The organism is Actinomyces bouchesdurhonensis, from assembly GCF_900128465.1.
GTDB classification, from domain to species: Bacteria; Actinomycetota; Actinomycetes; order Actinomycetales; family Actinomycetaceae; genus Pauljensenia; species Pauljensenia bouchesdurhonensis.
In genome coordinates this window covers 271,683-294,363 of the sequence record NZ_LT635869.1, presented here as the reverse complement: position 1 = coordinate 294,363, position 22,681 = coordinate 271,683, and the positions used below count along the sequence as shown (strand labels likewise).

20 protein-coding genes and 3 pseudogenes are annotated in these 22,681 nt (G+C 62.9%); 17 read left to right on the top strand and 6 right to left on the bottom strand.

What is annotated here, in order from left to right:
• Positions 1-105: 105 nt before the first annotated feature.
• Positions 106-318 carry an Abi family protein gene (locus tag BQ7477_RS09765; RefSeq protein ID WP_200783513.1) on the top strand — a complete coding sequence of 71 codons (213 nt, stop codon included), beginning with the start codon at positions 106-108 and terminating at the stop codon, positions 316-318.
• Here the strand turns inward: BQ7477_RS09765 and BQ7477_RS13290 are convergent.
• A complete protein-coding gene (locus BQ7477_RS13290; protein WP_234968823.1) occupies positions 305-448 on the bottom strand; it encodes a hypothetical protein in 144 nt (47 codons plus the stop codon). The two genes, BQ7477_RS09765 and BQ7477_RS13290, sit on opposite strands and share 14 nt — an antisense overlap.
• A 621-nt stretch (positions 449-1,069) precedes the next feature.
• Here BQ7477_RS13290 and BQ7477_RS09755 point away from each other — a divergent pair.
• The 12 genes from BQ7477_RS09755 (at position 1,070) to rhaI (ending at position 17,337) form a co-directional block, all read left to right on the top strand.
• The gene (locus BQ7477_RS09755; protein WP_234968789.1) at positions 1,070-2,401 is read left to right on the top strand and encodes a BREX-1 system adenine-specific DNA-methyltransferase PglX; all 1,332 of its coding nucleotides are present in this window, start codon (positions 1,070-1,072) and stop codon (positions 2,399-2,401) included.
• 61 nt (positions 2,402-2,462) lie between these two features.
• Positions 2,463-3,746: an AAA family ATPase gene (locus BQ7477_RS09750; RefSeq protein WP_073983732.1), complete on the top strand. Its 1,284-nt coding sequence runs from the start codon at positions 2,463-2,465 to the stop codon at positions 3,744-3,746.
• A 3-nt stretch (positions 3,747-3,749) separates the two neighbouring features.
• Positions 3,750-4,364 carry a hypothetical protein gene (locus BQ7477_RS09745; protein WP_073983731.1) on the top strand — a complete coding sequence of 205 codons (615 nt, stop codon included), beginning with the start codon at positions 3,750-3,752 and terminating at the stop codon, positions 4,362-4,364.
• Positions 4,361-6,784, top strand: coding sequence for a BREX-1 system phosphatase PglZ type A (gene pglZ, locus BQ7477_RS09740; protein WP_073983730.1), 2,424 nt, complete (start codon positions 4,361-4,363; stop codon positions 6,782-6,784). The genes BQ7477_RS09745 and pglZ overlap by 4 nt, the downstream gene beginning before the upstream one ends.
• Positions 6,781-9,018 carry a BREX system Lon protease-like protein BrxL gene (brxL, locus tag BQ7477_RS09735; RefSeq protein WP_073983729.1) on the top strand — a complete coding sequence of 746 codons (2,238 nt, stop codon included), beginning with the start codon at positions 6,781-6,783 and terminating at the stop codon, positions 9,016-9,018. Before pglZ ends, brxL begins: the two co-directional genes overlap by 4 nt.
• A 208-nt stretch (positions 9,019-9,226) precedes the next feature.
• Positions 9,227-10,198, top strand: a complete 972-nt coding sequence (locus tag BQ7477_RS09730) for an Abi family protein (RefSeq protein WP_073983728.1) — start codon at positions 9,227-9,229, stop codon at positions 10,196-10,198.
• 557 nt (positions 10,199-10,755) lie between these two features.
• Positions 10,756-12,270, top strand: a complete 1,515-nt coding sequence (locus BQ7477_RS09725) for a sugar ABC transporter ATP-binding protein (RefSeq protein WP_073983727.1) — start codon at positions 10,756-10,758, stop codon at positions 12,268-12,270.
• Positions 12,267-13,349, top strand: a complete 1,083-nt coding sequence (locus BQ7477_RS09720; RefSeq protein ID WP_234968788.1) for an ABC transporter permease — start codon at positions 12,267-12,269, stop codon at positions 13,347-13,349. Before BQ7477_RS09725 ends, BQ7477_RS09720 begins: the two co-directional genes overlap by 4 nt.
• A complete protein-coding gene (locus tag BQ7477_RS09715) occupies positions 13,349-14,401 on the top strand; it encodes an ABC transporter permease (protein WP_073983725.1) in 1,053 nt (350 codons plus the stop codon). The genes BQ7477_RS09720 and BQ7477_RS09715 overlap by 1 nt, the downstream gene beginning before the upstream one ends.
• Positions 14,402-14,468: 67 nt before the next feature.
• Positions 14,469-15,536, top strand: a complete 1,068-nt coding sequence (rhaS, locus tag BQ7477_RS09710) for a rhamnose ABC transporter substrate-binding protein (protein ID WP_073983724.1) — start codon at positions 14,469-14,471, stop codon at positions 15,534-15,536.
• A 160-nt stretch (positions 15,537-15,696) separates the two neighbouring features.
• On the top strand, positions 15,697-16,062 hold the full coding sequence (locus BQ7477_RS09705; RefSeq protein ID WP_073983862.1) for an L-rhamnose mutarotase: 366 nt from the start codon (positions 15,697-15,699) through the stop codon (positions 16,060-16,062).
• Between the two features lie 93 nt (positions 16,063-16,155).
• Positions 16,156-17,337, top strand: coding sequence for an L-rhamnose isomerase (rhaI, locus tag BQ7477_RS09700; protein ID WP_073983723.1), 1,182 nt, complete (start codon positions 16,156-16,158; stop codon positions 17,335-17,337).
• A 207-nt stretch (positions 17,338-17,544) separates the two neighbouring features.
• Here rhaI and BQ7477_RS09695 read toward each other — a convergent pair whose 3' ends face one another.
• A complete protein-coding gene (locus BQ7477_RS09695) occupies positions 17,545-17,952 on the bottom strand; it encodes a hypothetical protein (RefSeq protein ID WP_200783511.1) in 408 nt (135 codons plus the stop codon).
• On the opposite strand from BQ7477_RS09695, the gene BQ7477_RS12695 reads away from it, so the two are divergent.
• Entirely contained in the window at positions 17,879-18,295 is a 417-nt protein-coding gene (locus BQ7477_RS12695) for an FGGY-family carbohydrate kinase (RefSeq protein WP_084795787.1), read from the top strand. The genes BQ7477_RS09695 and BQ7477_RS12695 overlap by 74 nt on opposite strands.
• A gap of 5 nt (positions 18,296-18,300) precedes the next feature.
• A pseudogene (locus BQ7477_RS09685) lies at positions 18,301-18,612 on the top strand (FGGY family carbohydrate kinase); the annotation flags it as partial.
• Here the strand turns inward: BQ7477_RS09685 and BQ7477_RS12525 are convergent.
• A complete protein-coding gene (locus BQ7477_RS12525) occupies positions 18,566-18,907 on the bottom strand; it encodes a class II aldolase/adducin family protein (RefSeq protein ID WP_234968817.1) in 342 nt (113 codons plus the stop codon). The pseudogene BQ7477_RS09685 and the gene BQ7477_RS12525 overlap by 47 nt on opposite strands.
• 167 nt (positions 18,908-19,074) lie before the next feature.
• On the opposite strand from BQ7477_RS12525, the gene BQ7477_RS09675 reads away from it, so the two are divergent.
• Positions 19,075-19,719 carry a DUF4145 domain-containing protein gene (locus BQ7477_RS09675; protein ID WP_084795785.1) on the top strand — a complete coding sequence of 215 codons (645 nt, stop codon included), beginning with the start codon at positions 19,075-19,077 and terminating at the stop codon, positions 19,717-19,719.
• A gap of 413 nt (positions 19,720-20,132) precedes the next feature.
• Positions 20,133-20,821: pseudogene (locus tag BQ7477_RS13135) on the top strand (ISL3 family transposase); the annotation flags it as partial.
• Here BQ7477_RS13135 and BQ7477_RS12135 read toward each other — a convergent pair.
• The 3 genes and pseudogenes from BQ7477_RS12135 to BQ7477_RS09660 form a co-directional block, all read right to left on the bottom strand.
• Entirely contained in the window at positions 20,792-20,935 is a 144-nt protein-coding gene (locus tag BQ7477_RS12135) for a hypothetical protein (RefSeq protein WP_200783510.1), read from the bottom strand. The pseudogene BQ7477_RS13135 and the gene BQ7477_RS12135 sit on opposite strands and share 30 nt — an antisense overlap.
• 138 nt (positions 20,936-21,073) lie before the next feature.
• Positions 21,074-21,436: pseudogene (locus BQ7477_RS09665) on the bottom strand (Rossmann-fold NAD(P)-binding domain-containing protein); the annotation flags it as partial.
• Positions 21,437-21,763: 327 nt separating this feature from the next.
• Positions 21,764-22,681: MFS transporter (locus BQ7477_RS09660; protein ID WP_159430595.1), on the bottom strand; the 918-nt coding region annotated here is incomplete at its 5' end.

Sequence of the window (22,681 nt, the reverse complement as noted above, 5' to 3'; positions counted from 1 at the left end):
CGTTGTTTAAGACTACTTTCGTATCTAACATGACCGGTTCCGCTACCCGCTTAGCAGTGGGAGTCCAGGGCCGGTCCTTGCTATTCGGGAGAGGCGATCTGCGTCGTGACTCGCATGAAAGCGTTCAAAACCTACGCCGAACAGGTCGAGCTGCTTCGAAGCCGTGGGATGCGTATCGATAATGTTGAGCATGCAGAGAAGAAGCTTGCGCGACTGAACTACTATCGGCTGTCGGGCTATTGGTATCCCATGCGCCGTTTTTCTCCGGATACCGGTCAGGCGTGCGACGAGTTTGTTGGCGGTGTCAATGGGTGGTAGCAATGAGTTCGTTGAATGCTTCTGTGGGGGTGCGGTAGCCGAGGGTGGCTCTGGGGCAGTTGTTGAGCTCGTAGGCGATGGCGTCGAGGTAGGGTTGGTGGCTGGTGCTGGGGGTTTCTTGCGCATCCACCGGCGCGAGGGCAAGCAAATGCCGTGCTCGATGAGCGTCTTCTTGGGGTGGGCGTCAATCCACGTGTAGATCGCCTCGTGGCTGATCGTGTGGCCCTGGGCGTCGGGGGAAGTATCCATGGAGGGCAGTGTGCCACACGCTTCGGCGCGCAGGCGCCCGCTGATCTGGCGGGGAGTGTGCCCCTGGGACAAATCAGCGATCACACGGCGGCGAAGGACCTCGTCACAATCCAACAGGCGCTTCTTCGGGCGACGCCTAGCCGCGCGGGCCGCCTTGCCGGCTTCCTCGGCCCGATACTGCCCATCAGGGCCCGTATGGCGGGCGATCTCACGGCACACCACCGAGGGGCTACGCCCAATCAAGTGGGCGATACGCGTCTGGGACAAGCCCACATTCACCCCCGCCATGATCGTCGCGCGATCCCGGGCGCCAAGCATCCGACGACACCCCATGATCAGCCTCCAAACAGCATCACCACTACACGAAAATTGCTTACACCCTATGACACCGCCCTCATTCCGTCTGTATGAGGCTTCAAGTATCTTCAGCCATGTTGGGCAAGCTCTATTTCCGGCGGATTGTGAACGGCTCAAAGTTCTGAGCTATGCCAACTCGCGAGTAGTGACCACCGTCCTCGAGGCCATCGCGCCAGGGACACACTTCGAGGTTGGACAGGTGAAGAACCTTCCCTGGATTGAACCCGAGTCCTTCGATTCAACGGGTGTTGAGCGGTTGACTGAGATCTTCCGGGCCGACTGGGACTCTCGGGAGACCTCGTGGGACTTCGCCCGGCCGCCCTACCTGCGCGGCGGGCACTCGCTGCTCCAGGACGCCTTCGACGACTGGTACCGCCGCAGCTGCGAGACCGCAGAGGAAGCGCAACGCCTGGAGACGGGGAACAACCGCTACTGGGCGGACGTCTACGGCCTTGCGGAGGAAGTGGAGGTCGACGTCCCGCTCTCGCGTGTCTCCCTCACCTACAACCCGCGGTTCGCCTTCGCTCCCACGAAGGGTGCACCCGAGCGCAGCGAGGAGGAATACCGCTGGCTGCACTACCAACGAAGCGCGCGTGAACTCATCTCCTGGGCCATCGGCGTCACGATGGGCCGTTACAGCGTCGACATTCCCGGTCTCGTGCTGGCCGATCAGGCCTCGACTCTCGACGAGTTCCGAGACCGCGTGGCCGAGCCGCGCCTCCAGCCCGACGATGACGGCATCATTCCCGTCACCGGCGGTGCTTTTGACGACGACGCCTCGCGCCGCGTGAAGGCCGTGCTGCGAGTTGTCTTCGGTGCCTCTGATCTGGGCGACAACATTGAGTTCCTGACTCGCTGCCTGGCCGTGAAGTCTGGCAGCAACACGGCCGAGTTCGTTCCACCGGTGATCCCCGCCGACCCCGAGCAGACGCTCGAGGACTACATGGCAAAGTCCTTCAACGCCGACCACCAGAAGGACTACAGCGGCCGCCCCGTGTACTGGTCCCTCGAGTCTCCGAAGGGTACGTTCCGGGCGCTCATCTACCTGCACCGCTACACGCCCGACACGGTTGGACAGGTCCTCACCAAGTACGCGGCCCCATTCGTCGATCGGCTCAAGGCGGAATCGGAGGCTATCGGACGTGACCGCGACGCCGTGAAGGGCAACGATAGGAAGTCCGATCGCGAGCGTGCCCGCTTCGACAAGAAGCGTGCGGAGATCGACGCGAAGGTCGCGGAGGTTCAGGGCTACATCGACTCTGTTCTGCAGCCACTCGCCCAGCGCCGCATCCACCTGGACCTGGACGACGGCGTGCGCATCAATCGCCTCAAGCTCGCCTACGGCTGGCGCTCGGACCTGGCCGATTTGCCCCAGCCTGCAATCGGTGACGCCACGACGGACGTCAAGAAGGGAATCGCGACTGACCTGAAGTGGGCCCGCGGGGAAATCAAGAAGAACAACGTGTGGTGGTCCTGACAGTGCCCCCACCCCGTGGGACACTGGAGAGGCACCCCGTCTGGCAACGAAAGGACGCGACGTGAAGCTGACGCACATCGCCATCACGAACTGGCGCAACTTCGCCCATATCGAGTTCGACATGTCCTCGCGTCTTTTCGTTGTCGGCCCCAACTCCTCGGGCAAGACCAACCTGCTGGCCGCCCTGCGCTTTCTGAGTGATGTCGCGCGGCGCGGACTGCTGGCAGCCTCGGTGGACCTAGGAGGCCCGGAGCGCTACTTTCACACGGGAGCAGACTCCGCATCGTTTGCCGTGACAGCGGAGATCGATGTGCACCAGATTACCTACGATCTGTCCCTTCGGAAGGTGACAGTGGTTGAGGATTTCGTTGGTGGAGAAATGCGGATGCGTCCTCTGAAAGCCGGTATTCCCGCTGGTTTGCTGGAGGCCGATCAACCTCGGATACTTCAGCCCCGGGTTGCTGCCAAACCTACTTCGTTTTCCTTCGAGCATCTAGCGACAATGGAGATAGCCGATTCCCCCGACGAATATCAGCTGGAGGATGAGAGCGTTGACCCGGTGTCGGAATACGTCTCGGACTATGCTTTCGTCGAAGATGAAAAGCTAGTGATCGACGGCGAAGACGTAACGGGTGTTCCTGGAACAAAACGAGTAACGGGAAGTGCCCTGTCTATTCGCAACATGCTCTCGGGCATCCGCTACATTCACCCGAACCCCAAGAAGATGCTCGAGCGCGCGGATCGCTACGACCCGGACCATGGGACCGGCTTCTTCCAGCACGCGGGGCGCTTCTCGGATCAGCAGCTGGATGCCGTGGTTGACCGCATTCGCCCGATCATGGCCGCGGTAGTTCCGGAAATCCCGAACCTGTCCTACCAGCGCATGGGACTCGGCACAGAGCTCGTGTTCTACAGCGATACTCCCGTGCGCGGTGCGACCGGCGTCTACTCGCACGAGCAATTCTCCGAGGGAACGCTGCGCCTGCTCGGACTGCTCTTCGACCTGGAGACGCTGCCGCGCGACACGAGCATCGTCCTCATCGAAGAACCAGAAACCTTCCTGCAGGCCTCCGTCGTCCGATCGCTCCCCTCGCTCCTGGCAGAGGTCGCCATGAACCGCGACGTGCAGATGGTCATCAGCACCCACTCGCCGGAACTCATTGACTCCGAGCTGGTGCTCCCCAGCCAGGTCCTGGTGCTGCGCTCGGAAAACGGTGAGACGACGGGTCAGCTGCTATCGGAGTCGAACGACCCGCGCATCAAAGCCGTCGTTAGCGCTGGCCTGCCCAAGTCGCAGGGCATCGATGCTGTCAACGGTCGCACGATTCCGCTGGGAACCTTGTAAGAGATGGAGGGTTACGTCTTCGCCCAGGTCATCGTCGAGGGACCGACAGACATACCGGTTGTCACCGCGCTGATGCACGCGGCGGGATGGGTCAACGGTGAATTCGCTTTTACGAGGGCCAACGGAAAGGGTGTGATCGACAGGGACATCAAGAAGTACTGGGAGGCCGCTCGGTTTATTCCGTATGTCATCTTCCGCGATCTTGACCGTGACGAGGGTGGTTGTCCTGTGGCGGTGCGTTCGATGCTCTCCTCGAAAACTCCGGGTGAGTCGCCCGATCTGCTCATCCGGATTGTCAACCAGTGCATCGAGTCGTGGATCCTGGCGGACCGGCAGGGAGTCGCAGAATTCTGCGAGCGGCCCATAGCGAGTGTGAGGCCCTACGATTCCCGGCCTAAAGACCATCTGCTGCGACTGTTCCAAAAGGCTCAATTCAAGGACGCTGTACTCCGTGAAGGCGGAAAGTTGGCATTCGGTCCCGCGTACGCGACACACCTTCATCACCTCATGACGCACCATTGGAGCATCGAGCGCGCCGCCGCCGAAAGCGATAGCCTCAGGCGTGCACTCGAGCGCCTGACGGAGCTGCACAACCGACTCGGAGGAGGCACACAATGAGCGGAATCGGTGCCTCTCGGTTGGCAGAGGAACTGAACGCCCTGCTCGAGCAGGGGCGCATCGTCATGTGGCTGGATCGCAACGGCGAATACGCCGACGACCTCGACGCCGTCCGAGAGCTGCTCGACGGCGCCACCCTCATCGCCATCAACGCCAACCTCTTTGAAACCAAACTCCGCATCTTCGCCGAAGACACCAAGTCCCGCTACGTTCTCTACCGCGGAGGTGAGCTCCCGCCCCTCGAAGAAGACCTCCTCGCCGACGTGCGATGCGGATACCCCACGTTCAAGGCCGACGCCTCGACCCTCCTCGTGCGCGAACTCGGCGTCGACCCCGCCCTGGCCGCAGTCATCGACGAATACGCCCCCTTCTTCAACTCCACCGCCCGCGTCGCCGACCTCAAGAAGCACCTCGGCACCATCAGCGACGCCGATAAGCGATCCGACCGCAAGACCTTCCTCGCCGCGATGAGCGCCGTTCTGCTCAAGACGCAGCAGCGTTCCTTCTCCGTCCTCTTCACGAAGCTCGCATCGATGACGCAGGACAACCCGCTTGACGCCCTCAAGTGGGGCCTCGACGCGTACTTCTGGGAAGGTGCCCACGCCATCTGGGGGTACGACGGCGAACACAGCTTTGACTCTCTCATGACATGGCTTTTCGTCATGAACGCGAACGGCTGGGACCACCGGCACAACTCCGCCCAGCGCGACTTCAGCATGTGGACCCGCGACGTGGCCACGCGAGATGACGCCCGCCGATGGGCCCGGCGCNTCGATGGATCCATCGGCGTCGCCCAGGTCGAAGAGCAGCGCGGAAGGCGCCGCGAAGGGCTCTGGTTCGACGACACTGAGGCGCTGTGGGATGCAGCGCGGGCGGGGGCGCGTCTGCTCACTCACCTGCGTGCGCTCCCGGGCATCTCCTTCTCGGACGCAGCCGAGGGCTTTTCCCGCTACACGGACCTGGACGGCGGCCTGTGGGCCATCGACCAGGAGTACCGCCACTACGTGCGCGCCTCCCGAGCCGTTCACGTCGATGACGTCCTCACCGACCTCGACCGGCACGTCGAAAACGCGTACCGTGACGACTACCTGCGCCCTCTCTCGCGCACGTGGGATGACGCCCTGCGCGGCATGCGTACATGGGACATCACCGTTCCTCCGTCCAGCGGGCGCATCGACTCGTTCCACCGTCTCCTCGTCGCGGGCACCCACAGGCGAACCGTCGTCATCATCTCCGACGCTCTCCGATACGAGGCCGGCGTCGAGCTCGCCGACCACCTGCGCTCCCTCGGACGCGGCGCGGCGGTCGCCGTGAACCCCTGGTACACGATGCTGCCGTCGATCACGGCCCTCGGCATGGCTGCGCTGCTCCCGCATCGAGAGCTGACCCTCGGTGTGCGCGGCAAAGACCAAGTGATCGTCGAGGCCGACGGTCGACCGACGTCCGGGATCGACGCACGCCGGACAATCCTCGAAGGTGCCGACGGGCGTGCGTTCACCTACGAGGAGCTCGCGAGCGACTCCGTCAAGTCGATGCGCTCGAAGTTCAAGGGCGCCTCCGCCGTGTACATCTACCACGACGTCATCGACGCAATCGGCGACCACGCGGCCTCGGAAAGTGATACCCCCGATGCCGTCAACCGTGCGATTGACGAGCTCTCTGGCCTCGTCGGCAAGCTCATCTCCGCGGACATCACCCGCATCCTCGTGACCGCCGACCACGGCTTCCTCTTCCAGGACAGCGAACCCGCCAATGATGACACCGCGAAACAGGGCGGCGTCCCGCGCGGGCATTCCGTCTCCGTGAAGAAGCGCCGCTACGTTCTCGGCAAGGACCTGGAGTCGACGGACGACTTCGTCGCTTTCGACGCGAAGAGCATCGGCTTGACAGACGGGCCGAGCATCGCGCTGCCCTACGGTACCCGCCGCATCCGCGCCCAGGGCCGAGGAAACCGCTTCGTTCACGGCGGAGCCTCGCTCCAGGAAATTACCACCCCCGTCATCGAGGTGTCGGTGGGTAGTAGGGGTGCCGAGGAGGTCCGCGACGTCGGTATCGCCCTGCATTACGACGACACGTCCCTGAAGGTCAACCGTTTCAGTCCACGTGTCATCCAGCGGGAACCCATCAGCCCGACGCGACGCCCTCTGACCGTCACGATTGGTCTCGAGAGCATGTCGGGTGAGCAACTGTCGAGCACTCGAGTCCTTACTCTGGAAGCGGCTGAGCGCTCCGAGGTGTCGCTCAAGCAGAGCAGCGAACTTATCCTTTTTGACGGGGTGTTGGAGAGGCATTCCGGCGAAGCTGTCAGGATCGTCGCCTACAAGACCGTTCACGGACAGGTCGTCGGCGAGCCCGTCGCCACCCACGAGCTGACCCTCAACGACAACGGGTTCGGAGCATTCGGAGGATTCGACCTATGAACATCTCGCCCGAAGAAGCCCTAGAGCGCGAGGATTCCCCGGCCTCGTCCCTGATCGTGGGCAGCGGGGGAGGAAAGCTCGCGGAGTACGAGGAAATCGCCGCGCGAGCATACGACGGCTTCGTCGTCCGAAAGGACCTGGTCGGCCAGGTCAAGGGCAACGCGATCGTCCCCTCCTACGTGCTCGAATTCCTGCTCGCACAGTACTGTGCGACCACGAGCGAAACGGCCATCAACGAGGGCGTTGAGAGTGTCCGTCGCATCCTCGCCAAGCACTACGTCAACCGCGGAGATTCCGAGCTCATCAAGTCACGCATCCGCGAGGAGGGACAGTATCGGATTATCGACAAGGTCTCCGTCAGCCTCGACGACACGCACGACCGATACAACGCCTCCTTCGAAAATCTCGGGGTCACCAACGCGCTGGTATCCGACGAGACCGTTCGTGAGAACGACCGCCTCCTGACCGGTGGTGTCTGGTGCCTGGCTGAGATGTCCTACGTGCCGATGGGAGATTCCGGAGCAAAAGCATCCAGCCCGTGGATTGTTTCCCGCCTTCAAGCCATCCAGCTGCCGCGCTTCGATTTCGGACGCTATTGCCGGGGGCGTGCCTCGTTCAGCGCCGACCAGTGGATCGACCTGCTCGTCGCCTCGGTCGGCCTCGACCCCGCGAAGCTTAGTCGGCGCGGGAAACTCTTCCAGCTGACCCGCCTCATTCCCTACGTCGAACGCAACTACAACCTCGTCGAGCTGGGCCCCAAGGGCACCGGAAAATCGCATATCTACTCCGAATTCTCGCCCCACGGCATCCTCGTGTCGGGCGGCGAGGTGACGCTGGCAAAACTCTTCGTTAATAACGCGACCCGGCGCATCGGCCTGGTTGGCTACTGGGACGTCGTCGCCTTCGATGAATTTGCCGGGCACAAGCGCGTCGAGCGCAGCCTGGTCGACACGCTCAAGAACTATCTCGCGAACAAGTCGTTCTCGCGTGGCGACAGCACGATCACGGCCGAGGCCTCGATGGTCTTCGTCGGTAACACGACGCGGACCGTACCCGCGATGCTGGCCAGCGCCGACCTTTTCGAGGCCCTGCCCGAGGCGTATCACGACACGGCGTACATGGACCGCATCCACTACTACCTGCCCGGATGGGAAGTGGACATTGTGCGGCCCGAGCTGTTCTCGCGTGGGTACGGGCTCATCGTCGATTACCTGGCGGAGGCGCTGCGGCACCTGCGCACCCTGGATTACTCGGGTGACCTGGATACCCTCGCGACGCTCGATCCGGCGATGTCCAAGCGCGATCAGGACGCCGTGCGCAAGACGTTCTCGGGCCTGGCGAAACTCATCTTCCCGGCGCGCGATGGTGCGCCTGAGGAGCTTGAGGAACTGCTCCGATTCGCGATCGAGGGGCGCAAGCGCGTCAAGGATCAGATCATCCGACTCGACGACACCATGGCTGCGTCCGGCTCTCACTTCACGTACATGCTGGGACGCGTAGACCAGGACCGCTACGACGCCTCGAGCGCCCGGTCCGTCCCCACCCAGGAGGAGCTGGACTATCCGCAGTACTTCACGTCGCGCAGCGATGCTGATGAGCGGAGCGGTCAACGGGGTATTGGAGAGGTTTCCGACGGTCTTCCGAAGTCGGACGATATTGTGGATGCACGCGGAGACAGGAGCTCGGCTTCTCCGGTCTTCGACCGTAGAGCCGTGTTGAAAGCGCGTGCCGTCCCCAGGCGCTACAAGATCGAACCGAGCATGGGTCATTCCATGGCGGACATCCTGCTCCCGTACCTGTTCGATGCGGCTGAGATTCGGATCCGTGACCCATACTTACGCAAGCCTCACCAAATCCGAAACGTGCACGAAATTCTGCTGCAGCTGATCCAGCACGCTGACGCCGCTCGGCTGCCGCGCGTTGTTATCGAGACCTGCGCGAGCGATGAGGATGACTATCGCGCGAGGCAGGAAGCGACGTTCGAACAGCTGCAGCAGTCGTGGGGACAGTTCGGAATCGTCATCGATTGGGGCATCGTTGATTACTTCCACGACCGTAGCATCGTGACCGATACCGGCTGGGTGATCGATCTTGGTCGCGGGCTGGACGTCTATGAGGCGTACACGCCGCTATCACAATTCGACCCCCGTTACGCGATCCCGCACCTGCGGCGGACGAAGGAGATCACGATCAACGTCAGCAGGGAGGAAACTCCCCGCGTGTCAATCGTCTAGTTGCGAGGCGATGTTGGCCGCTGAGTGCACCGTCAATACAGTAAAGTCAGGCCACTTGCTTGCAGCTAGTGGTGAGCGTCACTAGCACTTGTTGTGGTGCCCGCGTTGTTTAGGAGTATTGTTGTACGCAACATGACCGGTTCCGCTACCCGCCTCACGGCGGGAGTCCAGGGCCGGTCCTTGCTATTCGGGAGAGGCGATCTGTGTCGTGACTCGCGTGAAAGTGTTTAAAACCTACGCCGAACAGGTTGAGCTGCTACGAAGTCGTGGGATGCGTATCGATAACGTTGAGCGCGCAGAGGAGAAGCTTGCTCGACTGAACTACTATCGACTGTCAGGGTATTGGTATCCCATGCGCCGTTTTTCTCCAGATACCGGTCAGGCGTACGATGAGTTTGTCGATGGAGCTTCGTTTGATTTGGTCATCGACCTATACGAGTTTGACGAGCGCATGCGTCATGTCGTATTTGCTGAATTGGATCGTATTGAAATGGCGATCCGTACCATGCTTGGGTATCGACTGGGAAGTGTTGACCCATTCATTTATCAAGATGTGACACGTCTAAGTGCGTATGCCCGTCAATCGAATAAGGGGAGTCGTCGTAGTAGACATGCGGTTTGGGTTGAGAAATTTGAAAGAGCTGTAAACTCTTCGAAAGAAGACTTTGTCGAGCATCATCGACGACACTATCATGGTGACATGCCCATCTGGGCAGCCGTTGAAATCATGGACTGGGGGATGTTGTCGTACTTATACGACTTTTCTCCAACGGAAGTGCGTCATGACATTGCGGATGACTGTGAACTTGCTGCTCCACAGCTCGCATCGTGGCTGAAGTGTCTGAATATTGTAAGAAATTATGCCGCTCATCATGCGCGTATGTTTAATCGTGTTTTCGATATTAAGCCGAAGTTCAGTAATGATATGCGGCTGCAAGAGGTGGCTGGTTTGAGAAATCGTTCCTTTGGGCAGTTGTCGCTCATTCAATACTTGCATCGCCAGCTCGATTTATCTCCCGCCAGTCGCCTGCCTCAGCTGCTTGATACGTTCCCGCATAATGACATTGTCCCCTTTTCTCGAACTGGCGCTCCCGAGGGATGGGAGAGGCTTGCGTTGTGGGAGCGGCAGTCTGCCGTACAGCGACCTGCCCAGACGTGCACATATGACACGAATCACTGAACGGGCGTGCAGGGGTCGGGCGGCGCGTGTGTCAGTTAACCATCATTTAATCCACTTCGTCTCAATGTGGCGAGGACTGTGGCCGAACACGTCTGACAAATCCCCCCAAAATCATCCCACACGCACCCCAAAAACCCACCATGGCCTCGTTCGACAGCGACCCGAACAGTGAACGCCACCACCCCCTTGTCCTAGGATTGGGGGCACGTCGACGCGCCCCCAACGACGGGAACGCCCGGCACGCAGCAGCGCCGCACACGCGACGCCGCGGNCGGCGACGTCCTTGACGCCGGGGGCTTTGCGGGGCGCTGCGGGGGACGAGGCAGTGGTCGCGTCCTGGGGACTCGTGCCCTCTGAGGTCTGGCGGGGCGGCGTCATGGTGACTCTTTCAGAAACTCGAGTGATGAAACGTTCATATTGTGTCATCTCCTGGGAGCTTTACGCTCCAATTTTCCTGGCTAGTTCAAGGCTGACGCGTAGAGTTGACACGCATATTGTTATGTGGCACACTCTCTTCTTATCTGAATCGTTTCATTCCTCGATGAAGAGGTGACCACATGACACGAGAAGCTGACAGGCCAGTCGTCTCGCTTCAACACGCGGTGAAGAAGTTCGGCTCCTTCACCGCGATGTCCGATGGGTGCATCGAGCTGTATCCGCACCGCATCCACGCCCTGGCCGGCGAAAACGGCGCCGGCAAGTCGACGCTTGTGAAGGTCCTCGCCGGCATCCACCAGCCAAACTCCGGAGAGTTCCTGGTCGAGGGCCATCCGGTGCGCTTCAAGACCCCGGCGGAGTCGAAGGCCGCCGGAATCTCGGTGATCTACCAGGAACCCACCCTGTTCCCCGACCTGACGGTCGCCGAGAACATCTACGTGGGGCGTCAGCCCCGGGGGCGCTTCGGCCTCATCGACCACGCGGCCATGAGGCGCGACGCCCAGGAGCTCTTCGACCGCCTCGAAGTGCCGATCGACCCCTCCCAGCTGGCCGACGGCCTGTCGATCGCGGACCAGCAGATCATCGAAATCGCGAAGGCCATCTCGCTGGACGCCAAGGTCCTCATCATGGACGAACCGACGGCCGCTCTGTCCGGGCACGAGGTCGACCGCCTCTTCTCCGTCGCGCGTTCCCTGCGCGACAAGGGGGCCTCCCTCATGTTCATCTCGCACAGGATGGAGGAAATTTTCGACCTGTGCGACGACGTGACGATCATGCGCGACGGCGCCTACGTGTCCACCCGCGACCTGAAGGAAACCACGAAGGCGCAGCTCGTGCGCGACATGGTCGGCCGCGACGTCGACCAGCTCTTCCCCAAGCTGGACGCGCAGATCGGCGATCCCGTCCTGACGGTTGAAGGACTCACCCGATACGGCGCCTTCGAGGACGTGAGCTTCGAGGTCCGCAGCGGAGAGATCCTTGGGCTCGCGGGCCTGGTCGGCGCGGGCCGATCCGAGGTCGTGCGCACGATCATGGGCATCGACAAGGCGGACGGCGGCACCGTGACCGCCTTCGGAAAGCCGCTGAAGCTTGGCGACACGGTGGGCGCTATTCGCGCCGGCCTCGCCTTCGTACCCGAAGACAGGCGCAAGCAAGGCCTCGTCATGGACCTGTCCGTCGCCCGCAACACGGCCCTCACGCTGCGCAGCAAACTCGCCCTCTGCGGACTCATCAACTCCCGCACCGAGCGAGCGGTCGCGCAGGAATGGTCCACCAACCTCGAAGTGAAGACGGCCAGCCAGGACACCCCCGTGTCCGCGCTGTCGGGCGGCAATCAGCAAAAGGTCGTCCTGGCGAAATGGCTCGCCACCGACCCGACGATCCTCATCGTCGACGAGCCGACCCGCGGCATCGACGTGGGAACGAAGGCCGAAGTACACCGCCTGATCTCCACCCTCGCCACCAAGGGAGTGGCCGTCATCATGATCTCCTCCGAGCTGCCCGAAATCCTCGGCATGGCCGACCGCGTCCTCGTCATGTGCGAAGGACGCATCACCGGCGAATTCACCAGAGAAGAAGCCACAGCTGACGCCATTATGACGGCTGCAACAGACCACGAAAAGGCCGCATCATGACCGCAACACTCACCCCTCCCTCCCGCGTCCACGGGCCGTCGCCGATAAGCCGACAGCCAGCCACGCCCTCGTCCGCGACCACGAAGCACGCCCCATCGAAGCTGCGCTCTCTCCTGTCGATGCGCGAGCTCCCCGTGATCGCGGCCCTCATCGCCCTCGTCCTCCTCACCTGGGCGATCAACCCGCGCTTCCTGTCCGCCCAGGGCGTGCGCGACCTCTTCCTCAACGCGACGATCGCCATGCTCATGGCCGCCGGGCAATCCCTCATCATCCAATCCGAAGGCGTCGACCTCTCCGTCGGCTCCATCCTCGGCTGCACGGCCTTCGCCACCGGCTTCCTCTTCGCCACCAACCCGGGGCTGCCCATCGGCGTCGTCTTCGTCGCCGGCATCGTGCTGGGAGCGCTGCTCGGAGCGCTCAACGGCCTCCTCGTCACCCAGGCGAAAGTCCCGGCGATGGTCATCACCCTGGGCACCCTCTACGTCTTCCGAGGAGGACTGAACTGGTGGGCGGGATCCACGCAGTACTTCGCCGGCGACCGCCCCCAGGCCTTCGGCGACCTAGGAGTCGCCACGATCGCCGGCTTTCCGCTGCTCACCCTCCTGGCGGTCATCGTCATCGTGATCGTCTCGCTCTACCAGCGCTACGCCCGCTCCGGCCGGGACCTCTACGCGATCGGCTCCGACCGCGCGGCCGCAGCCGTCTACGGCATCCCCGTCGCCAAGCGCGTCTTTGCGGCCTTCGTCGCCAACGGCGCGCTCGTCGGACTCGGAGGCGTCCTCTACGCCTCCCGCTTTAACTCCGTCGGCGCGACGACGGGCGCAGGCATGGAACTCGACATCGTCGCCGCCTGCGTCGTCGGCGGCGTCGCAATGACGGGCGGCGTCGGAACCGCCTACGGAGCCGCCATCGGCGCCCTCCTCCTCACCACCATGACGTCCGCGCTCACAGCCGTCGGCGTCGATAAATTCTGGCAAAAGGCCGTCGTCGGCGCGCTCATCCTCATCGCAATCGTCGTCGACCGAGTCAGCTCGATGCGCCGCCACGAGGCGCTGCGCAAGAAAGGAGGGGACCGCTGATGAACACCCCGACTCAGGCCTCGTCACGTGACCTCATGGCCTCCATTCGCCGCGTGTTCTCCTCGCGAGACTCGCACATGACCCTCGTCCTCATCCTCGCCATCGTGGTCGCGACCATCCTCGTTCCCAGATTCAGTCAGCCCCGCACGCTCACGTTCCTCACCCTGGACGTGACGGCGACGCTCCTCATGGCCCTGCCCATGACCCTCGTCATGATCAACGCGGACATCGACCTGTCCGTCGCCTCCACCGCCGGGCTCGTCAGCGCATCCTTCGGCGTCCTCGTCCAGTCGGGCGTCGGATTCTGGGCGAGCATCGCGATCTGCCTCCTCATCGGACTGGCCTGCGGCCTCGTCAACGCCATCATGACCGCCTACGTGGGCCTGCCGGCGCTCGCGGTCACGATCGGCACGCTCGCGCTGTACCGAGGCCTCGCCCTGGTCGTCATCGGCGACCAGTCCATCTCCGACTTCCCGAAGTGGGCGACCTCCGCGGTCACCGGCTCCTTCGGATCCACGGGCATTGCGTACATGGCGATCCCCGTCGCCCTGTTCGTCGTCCTCTTCTGGCTCCTGCTGCACAAGACCCCATACGGCCGAGGCCTCTTCGCGCTGGGCTACTCCAAGCAGGCGGCCGAATTCGTCGGTATCGACACGAAGCGTTCCCGCGTCATCGCCCTGACGCTGTCGGGCCTCATGGCGGCGCTGGCCGGCATCTACTGGACGCTGCGCTACTCCGCGGCGAAGGCCGACAACGTCGAGGGCCTGGAGCTGGTCGTCATCGCCGCCGTCGTCTTCGGTGGGGTCAGCGTCTTCGGTGGACGAGGCTCGATCTGGGGAAGCGTCTGCGGCGTCCTCACGATCGGCGTCCTCAACTACGCGCTGCGCCTCAACCGAATCCCCGAAGTCATCCTGGTTCTGGTCACGGGCCTGCTCCTGATCGGTTCCGTCGTCGCGCCGTCGCTGGTGGATGCCATCCGCCAACGTCTGGCTCATCGAGCTGACGCGCGTACCCCTCGCGCCAGCGTCGCACCGGGCGCGGCGAGCGCCTAACAATCCCACAACGAGGGGCATCATGCCCCCGCAACAGGGCGCGTGCGCCCGAAAGGAAAAGACAACGATGTCTCACATGAAGAAAGGAGTGGCCGCACTCGGCGCACTCTCGCTGGCCTCGGCCCTCCTGATGACCGCCTGCGGCGGCGGAGCGTCGACGCAGGGCAGCGATCCCAGCTCCGGCGGGAACGCTTCGGGTTCCTACGACGTGTCCTCCCAGTCGATCACCTTCATTCCCAAGCAGCTGAACAACCCCTTCTCCGACGTCATGCTCGGCGGAGGAAAGGATGCCGCCGGCGCGATCGGATTCGCCGAGGTCAACGTCGTCGGTCCCCTCGAGGCCTCCTCTTCCTCACAGGTCTCCTTCATTAACTCCGAGGTGCAGGCGGGCACCAACGTCCTCGTGATCGCAGCGAACGACCCCGACGCCGTGTGCCCGGCTCTGCAGGACGCGCGCAAGGCCGGCACGAAGGTCGTCACCTTCGACTCCGACGCCTCGGCGGATTGCCGCGACCTGTTCATCAACCAGGTCGAGTCCAAGCAGGTGGCGATCACCATGCTCGACATGGTCTCCGAGCAGATCGGCGGATCCGGTAAGGTCGCCATCCTCTCCGCGACGGCGAACGCCGCCAACCAGAACGCGTGGATCAAGTTCATGGAGGAAGAGATCGCCTCGAACGACAAGTACAAGGGCATCGAGATCGTCGCGAAGGTCTACGGCGACGACGATGACACGAAGTCGTTCCAAGAGGCGCAGGGCCTGCTCCAGGCACACCCCGACCTGGACGCGATTGTGTCGCCGACCACCGTCGGCATCGCCGCCACCGCGCGCTACCTGTCGACCTCCGACTACAAGGGCAAGGTTGTGCTGACCGGCCTGGGCCTGCCCAACGAGATGCGTTCCTTCGTGAAGGACGGGACCGTCAAGGAGTTCGCCCTGTGGGATCCCGCCCAGCTGGGATATGTGGCGGCCTACGCGGGTGCCGCCCTCGATAGCGGCGCGATCAAGGGCGAGGTCGGGGAGACGTTCACCGCCGGAGACCTCGGTGAGCGCACGATCGGCGAGAACAAGACCGTCGTCGTCGGTGACCCCGTGCGTTTCAACGCAGACAACATCGACAACTACGACTTCTGACGCCACTTCTGACGGGGTTGGTGGGCGCGCCCGTCGCGCCTGCCAACCCCGCGTTCATGCGGCAAAACGCGGGTTGCGTGAATGACCCTGTTTGCTGAATGAAACGATTCACGTTAGAATGGGCACCATCAATTTCCGTTCAACGATGAAGGGATTTCCCATGAGCGAGACCCCACCGCTGGCCCACACGCTCGCCACGACGAGCCAGGCCAGCCCCCACCGAGCCTGCTTCCTCCTGCGCGTCCGCCCGGAGAAACTCGCCGAATACGCCGACGTGCACCAGCGTGTCTGGGACGAGATGCTCCAGGCCCTGCGCGACGCCGGGTGGCGCCACTACTCCCTCTTCCTCGACCCGCACACCGGCCTCGTCGTCGGCTACTACGAGGCCGACGACGCCCGCGCGGCCGCCGCAGCCATGGAAGACCTCGAGGTCAATACGCGCTGGCAAGCCGAGATGGCTCAGTACTTCCAGCCGGACGGAGGAGGAAGCGCCCACTTCCTCAGTCAATACTTCTACCTCGCCTAATCGCCCACCGAGGCCACCCCCCGAGAGACCGTCCCGGCCCCCGAAGTCGCCCCGGCCTCGTCAATCCACACCCCACACGTCGAAGGAGACGTCATGACCATCCACCTGTCCGACCTGTCCGAAAGCGCCCGCACCCTGCTGCGCGAGCAGACCATCGAGCTGCCGAGCTGGGCGTTCGGCAACTCCGGAACCCGCTTTAAGGTCTTCCCGAGCCCCGGCACCCCGCGCAACGCCTACGAAAAGATCGACGACGCGGCACAGGTTCACCACTTCACCGGGATCACCCCGCGGGTGTCCCTGCACATCCCCTGGGACATGGTTGACAACTTCTCTGACCTCGCGGAGCACGCGCGCTCGCAGGGCATCACCCTGGGCACCATCAACTCCAACGTCTTCCAGGATGACGACTACAAGTTCGGCTCCCTGACGAACTCCGACGAGGCCATCCGACGCAAGGCCATCGACGCGCACCTGCGCTGCATCGACGTCATGAACGCGACCGGCTCCGACACGCTCAAGATCTGGCTGGGCGACGGAACGAACTACCCGGGTCAGGACTCGATCGCCGCGCGCCAGGAACGCCTCGCTGACTCACTGTCCGTTATCTACGAGAATCTGGCTCCACATCAGCGCCTTCTCCTGGAGTACAAGTTCTTCGAACCCGCCTTCTACCACACCGACGTCCCGGACTGGGGCACGGCGCTTGCGCACGTGACCGCTCTGGGGGAGCGTGCCGTCGTCTGCCTCGACACCGGCCACCACGCGCCCGGCACCAACATCGAATTCATCGTCGTTCAGCTGCTGCGCGCCGGCCGCCTCGGCGCCTTCGACTTCAACTCGCGCTTCTACGCGGACGACGACCTGATCGTGGGCGCCGCCGACCCGTTCCAGCTGTTCCGCATCATGCACGAAATCGTCTCCTTCGGCGCCCTCGCGCCCACCTCCGGCGTGAACTTCATGCTCGACCAGTGCCACAACCTCGAAGAGAAGATCCCCGGCGAAATCCTCTCCGCGATGAACGTTCAGGAGGCGACCGCGAAGGCGCTCCTCGTCGACCGTGACGCGCTGGCGACCGCGCAGGACGAGCACGACGTGCTGGCCGCCAACCAGGTGCTCATGGACGCCTTCTCCTCCGACGTGCGCCCGCTCCTGGGCGAACTCCGCGAGGAGCAGGGCCTCGACCCCAACCCGCTCGCGGCCTACGCCGCCTCAGGCTACTCCGAGCGCATCTGCGAGCAGCGAGTGGGCGGCCAGCAGGCCTCGTGGGGCGCATGATGANCCGCGGCTCGACTATCGGTCGAGCCGCGGCCCACATTCGTATGAGGACGGTCCGCGCGCCTACTGTGCCGATTGAGGGGCGTGTCCGGAGTCTGTGCAGGGGACCTTATCGTGGATAGGCGCCGACGGCCATTTGGGGCATGTCTGGGAACATGCCCCAAATGTAGTGATAACGAACAGTATGTTCAGATGTTCAGCAGGGTGTCACGACCCCTGAGTGGCAGCTACCTTCTGGCGGTACGACTCCGCCTCCCAGTTCTCGATGAAGCCGCGCTCACGCTCGTCCATGACGCGCACACGCCCGAGCAGGTTCGCGTCCCGCGTGACGCGCAACGCGTCCAGGAAGGTGTGCAACGCGTTATCCGAGGCCTCGTTCGTGCATCCCACAGCCGCCACCGCGAGTCCGGGAATGACGGCGACAATGGGGCTGCGCCCGTGCTGCGCGCGGTGCAACGACACCTTCGCCGACACGATGTCCTCCGTGTCGGTCGCCTCCAGGACCACCGGGAAGGAACCCGCGTACACGATCTGATCGGGGATCAGCGGCCCTCCAGGTGCCGACGCGAGCGCCGACAGGCCGTCCGTCGACAACGCTACGCTCGGCGCGTCCACCGCGCGACGGAACGCCTCGGCCANCCGACGGACGAGTGAGCTCAGCGGCACCCACCCTGAAGCGATTCACCTGGTCGGAGGCGGGTCGAAGAATCGCCTGCTGGCGCAGGAGACCGCCGACGCGACGGGCATCCCGGTCATTGCGGGACCCGTCGAGGCCACGGCCCTCGGAAACATGCTCATCTCCCTGCGCGCCATTGGCGCGGCCAGCGGGACGCTGATGGACCTTCGTGCCATCTCGCGGGCGTCGTCGGCGCTTCTCACCTACGAGCCGCGCGCCTCCCACGCGCCCCTCTGGGACGAGGCCGACGCGCTCCTCGGGTCCGGCGGTGCGCTGTCGTAGCTGATGTGTGCTNCCAGCCTTTCAACACGCTGTTCCAGCGCGTGGCCGACCGGGCGGAGGCGCGCGCGGAATGTGCGCGCACGGCACTCCTGATCCCCGATCTGCTGGCGTACTGGCTGACGGGTCATGCGCGAAGCGAGCTGACGAACGCGTCGACGACCGGCCTCGTCAACGCCGCGGGGCGCGACTGGGATCCCGAGATTCTCAAGAGGCTGCGCGACGATTTCGGGGTCGAGCACATCTTCCCGCCGCTCATCTCGCCGGGGGAGGTCATCGGTGAGGCCCGCGTTGAGGGGCTCGACCTGCGCACCTCGACGGGTGAGCGCACCCCGGTTGTCGCCGTCGGGTCCCACGACACCGCGTCGGCGGTCGTGGGTGTTCCCACCCGGACGGGGTCGTTCGCGGACATCTCGAGCGGCANGGAATGTCGAGCGGGACCAAGTCTTCCTCGCGCAGGGTCGCGAGCGGAACCCCGCTGGGCTTAATGAGGAGGGTATCTCCGATCTTTGCGGACGAGTTCCCGCCCCCCGAGCGCGTGTATTCCGTGTCCGCGCCGATCTGGTTGGACAGCTCGATGAGGTGGGAGACGAGGTCTTGAGATGAAGTAGTCATTGGTCCTCCACAATGAGGATGAAACGTTTCATCTAAGGATATTGAGACGGGGTCTGAATGTCAAGACCGGTGGGTTTGTGAGGAGGGTGAAGCTCTTGGTGAGTATCTCTTCAATTTGGTTCCACGTTTGGTTACGGGGATCGTCACTTCAGGGCTAGAGTAGCGACATGGCATCACGACACTGCTGGAACTGTCGCAAGGAAGCGCGGCAGACACCTTTTGGCGATGTAATCCGTTCCTTCGATGAACAGATCTACATGCACGCGTACACTTGCGATGGGTGCGGTGTTATCTCGGTCGGTTTGGCATCTTTCGTGGAGATTTATACTTTTGATGGAACGGTGAAGCAGTTTTTCACGCAAGATCAGCCTGACGTCGAGTGGTCACCGAAAGTGCCAAATGGACGTGAATTTTCGGATGTTCCGCCGAATATTGCGGGAGCGGCCTCTGAGGCTTACATCTGTCAGTCTGTGGGTGCATACCGTGCAGCTGTCCTGCTAGCTCGAACCGTCATCGAGGCAACATGCAAGGACAAGGACATTACGCAGGGGACGCTGAAGCAGAAGATCGACGGCCTTGAAGAGTCTCGCTTGATTAATCCGACGCTGGCAGGCCTGTCACATCAGGTTCGATTGATGGGTAATGAGATGGCTCATGGTGATCTTGATGCCACGATTGATGCGGAGGATTGCGATGACCTTCTCGAGTTTATGAGTGCACTTCTTGAGGAGATCTATCAGCGCCCCATCTCCTTGGCTCGGCGCCAAGAGCTGAATAGACAGCGAAAAGCTGAGCGCACCACGCAGATGTAGAGGTAGGGCCCTGATCCGGGGGCCGGTACAGTTCAGCCCCCGTCTAGACCACCTTCTGCTTCTCGACGATCAGCTTGATGAGAGCAACGTATCTGTGATTACTTCGCTGCTTTCCTGACTTAGGTGCGTGGTTTCGGAGTGCTCACCAGTCACCCAAGCCCAGGTAGTACAGCGGGTGCGCGAAGAAAGAGGGGCTCTTCCGAGTTGAGTGTGGGTGACCGGGTGTTGGTCGGGGGTTGCGGGTAGAGGTCGAGGTCCTTGATGATGAGCGGACTTCAACCCCCGCGATCTTCAAAGGACCTCGACAATGTCTCACCCTACCTGCTGCTGCTCCNGGGCCGGACCCTACGCAAGTGGAAGGACGCCTTCTTGGCCTACTTCGATACCGGCGGAGCAAGCAACGGCCCAACAGAANAAGGTCTGGCACCGCGCATGAGAACTGGCTCGAAGAGCGCGGCGAAGAGTTTCGCTCCGGTATCCAGATCGCGACGCTGGATCCCTTCCAGGGACAGCAAGAACGCCATCGACGATCAACTCCAAGACGCCACCAGCGTCCTCGACGCCTTCCATATCGTCAAGCTCGCTGGCGACGCCCTTGACGAGGTGCGTCGCCGCGTCCAGCAAGACACGACCGGTCACCGCGGGCGCAAAGGTGACCCCCTCTATCAGATCCGCAATCTTTTGCGCGCCTCGCGTGATCGGCTCACGAAGCGTCAAAAGGAACGCCTCCGTGAGGCCTTCACGGCAGATGAGGCGCATATCAGTGTCGAAGTCGCCTACCTTCACCGGGCAAGTCCGAGACGTCTTCCATCAAGACACACCCGCCCAAGGCCAACGCCTGGCCGCTCGTCTCATCGAGAGCCTACCAGCCTGTTCCATCCCCGAGATCGCTCGCCTGGGCCGGACCCTACGCAAGTGGAAGGACGCATTCTTGGCCTACTTCGATACCGGCGGAGCAAGCAACGGCCCAACAGAAGCCATCAACGGAATCATCGAGCTGGGCAGACGCGCCGCCAGAGGCTACCGCAACCCCACCAACTACAGACTCCGAATGCTCCTCATCGCAGGAGGCCTAGACGCCTCCACCCACACTCAACTCTGAAGAGCCGAAAGAGGCGATGGCCTCACGGTATTCGAGGGGCAGCATCGGGGAGATGACGATGCCTGCCAGGACCGCGACGATCAGCGTCACGAGGATGTGCTTCTTGGATTTCATGGCATCTCCTTACCGTTTGACTGCCCCGACGCTACCAGGAGTGTGACGGAGGCAGCAAGCATGAGCGCATGAGGGACCCCAGGCCTCGTCCCTGATAAGAGAAACGAGTCCGTCCCAACCGCACCACAATCGCGACAGTCAGCGGCCCGACGTGAGCGCCACCCGGGCGACCTCCTCGAAGGTGAGCGGGTCGCGGCCCGTCACGTCGCGCACGGTCGTGGACACGACGTCCATCTCGCCGCGGGCGATCGACGTGTAGGTCGACACCCACGAGTCGTACTCCCACTGGGCGGCCGGCCACTTCTTGCGCGACTCGTACGCCTCCTCGACGGTTTCGCGCACGTAGGTGACGGGGCGTCCCTGCACGCGGGTGAGGATTGCGGCGATCTCGTCGAGGGTGAGGGCCTCGGGGCCCGTCACGTCGAGGGTCTGATTCTCATAGTGCCCCGGATCGGCCAGGATCCCGGCGGCCACGCGCCCCGCATCCTCGNCGCACGCCACACGAGGTTTGAGCCGCGAGCGTACCGGGATTGTCGGAGGGGCGAGCGTCGGGTTCGGGGCGACCCCTGGATGCGAGGCGACCCCTGGATGCGAGGCGACAGCTGACGCGCGTTTGCTGGCGTGCGCCTTCCTACAAAAGTCGCACGTAATTTCCCTTGGTCAGTTTTCGATGTCCCCTGAAAACGTTGGAATTGCAACGATCAGATTTCAAAGTTTGAATAACGGGGAGGGGAATTACGTGCGACATTTGTGGGGAACCATGCGGGTGTGCGGTGTGCAGGTGTGTGGCGATCTCGCGTCGGGCCCCGGGCGCACGCAGTAGGGCGGCTACACCCCGTAGCGCGTCGAGAAGTTGTGTTCGAACTTCTCCAGGGACACCCCGCGCGTCTCAGGCACGATGAATAGGTAGAAGCACAGGGACACGACATTAATGAGGCCAAACGTCAGGTAGGTCCAGGTCGCCCCCAGGTGGCCGATCATGATCGGGAAGAGCCACGTGACGATTGCGTTCATCATCCAGCCGCAGCCCACCGCGAACCCCTGGGCGACGCCGCGAATACGGGCGGGAAAGATCTCGGAAACCAGCACCCAGTTGACGGTGCCGGACTGCTTAGCGAACACGAACAGGGACACGAGGACGAGGACCAGCCACGGCAAATAAGAAGGAATCTCAGGCGAAATGCTCCCGTCAGCCAGCGTGTAGGGGCCGATGCCGAGCCCAAAGACGAGAGCGAGAGCGAACAGAGACACGGTCACGCCCGTCTCCTGGTAGATGCCGACGTGGCGCCGAGCAAACCTCGACACAAGGTACAGGCCGAAGGCGGCGCCCACGCACGCGACGGCCCCCGTGATGACGTTGAGGGTGATCGAATCGGCGGAGCTGAACCCCGCGGCTGCCAGGATCTTCGGCAGGTAGTACATGGCGGTGTTGATGCCGGTCAGCTGGTCGAAACACGCTAGGCCGATGCCGATGAACAGGAGCCTCCTGGTCCACGCGACCGACGCGGTGCGCCGCAGGGTCCAGTGGCCTTGGCTAGTCTCGGCCGCGTGCAAGGCGATGATCTCGCTGATCTCGGCGGCCACATCGTCGCGGCGGGGGTCACGGATGCGCTTGAGGGCGCCCACGGCCTCGTAATAACGAGCCTTCGACGCGTACCAGCGGCCCGACTCGGGCATGAGGCGCATCCCGACCCACAGGAGCACAGCGGGGATCGTGGCGAGCACCAGCATCCACCGCCACGCGGA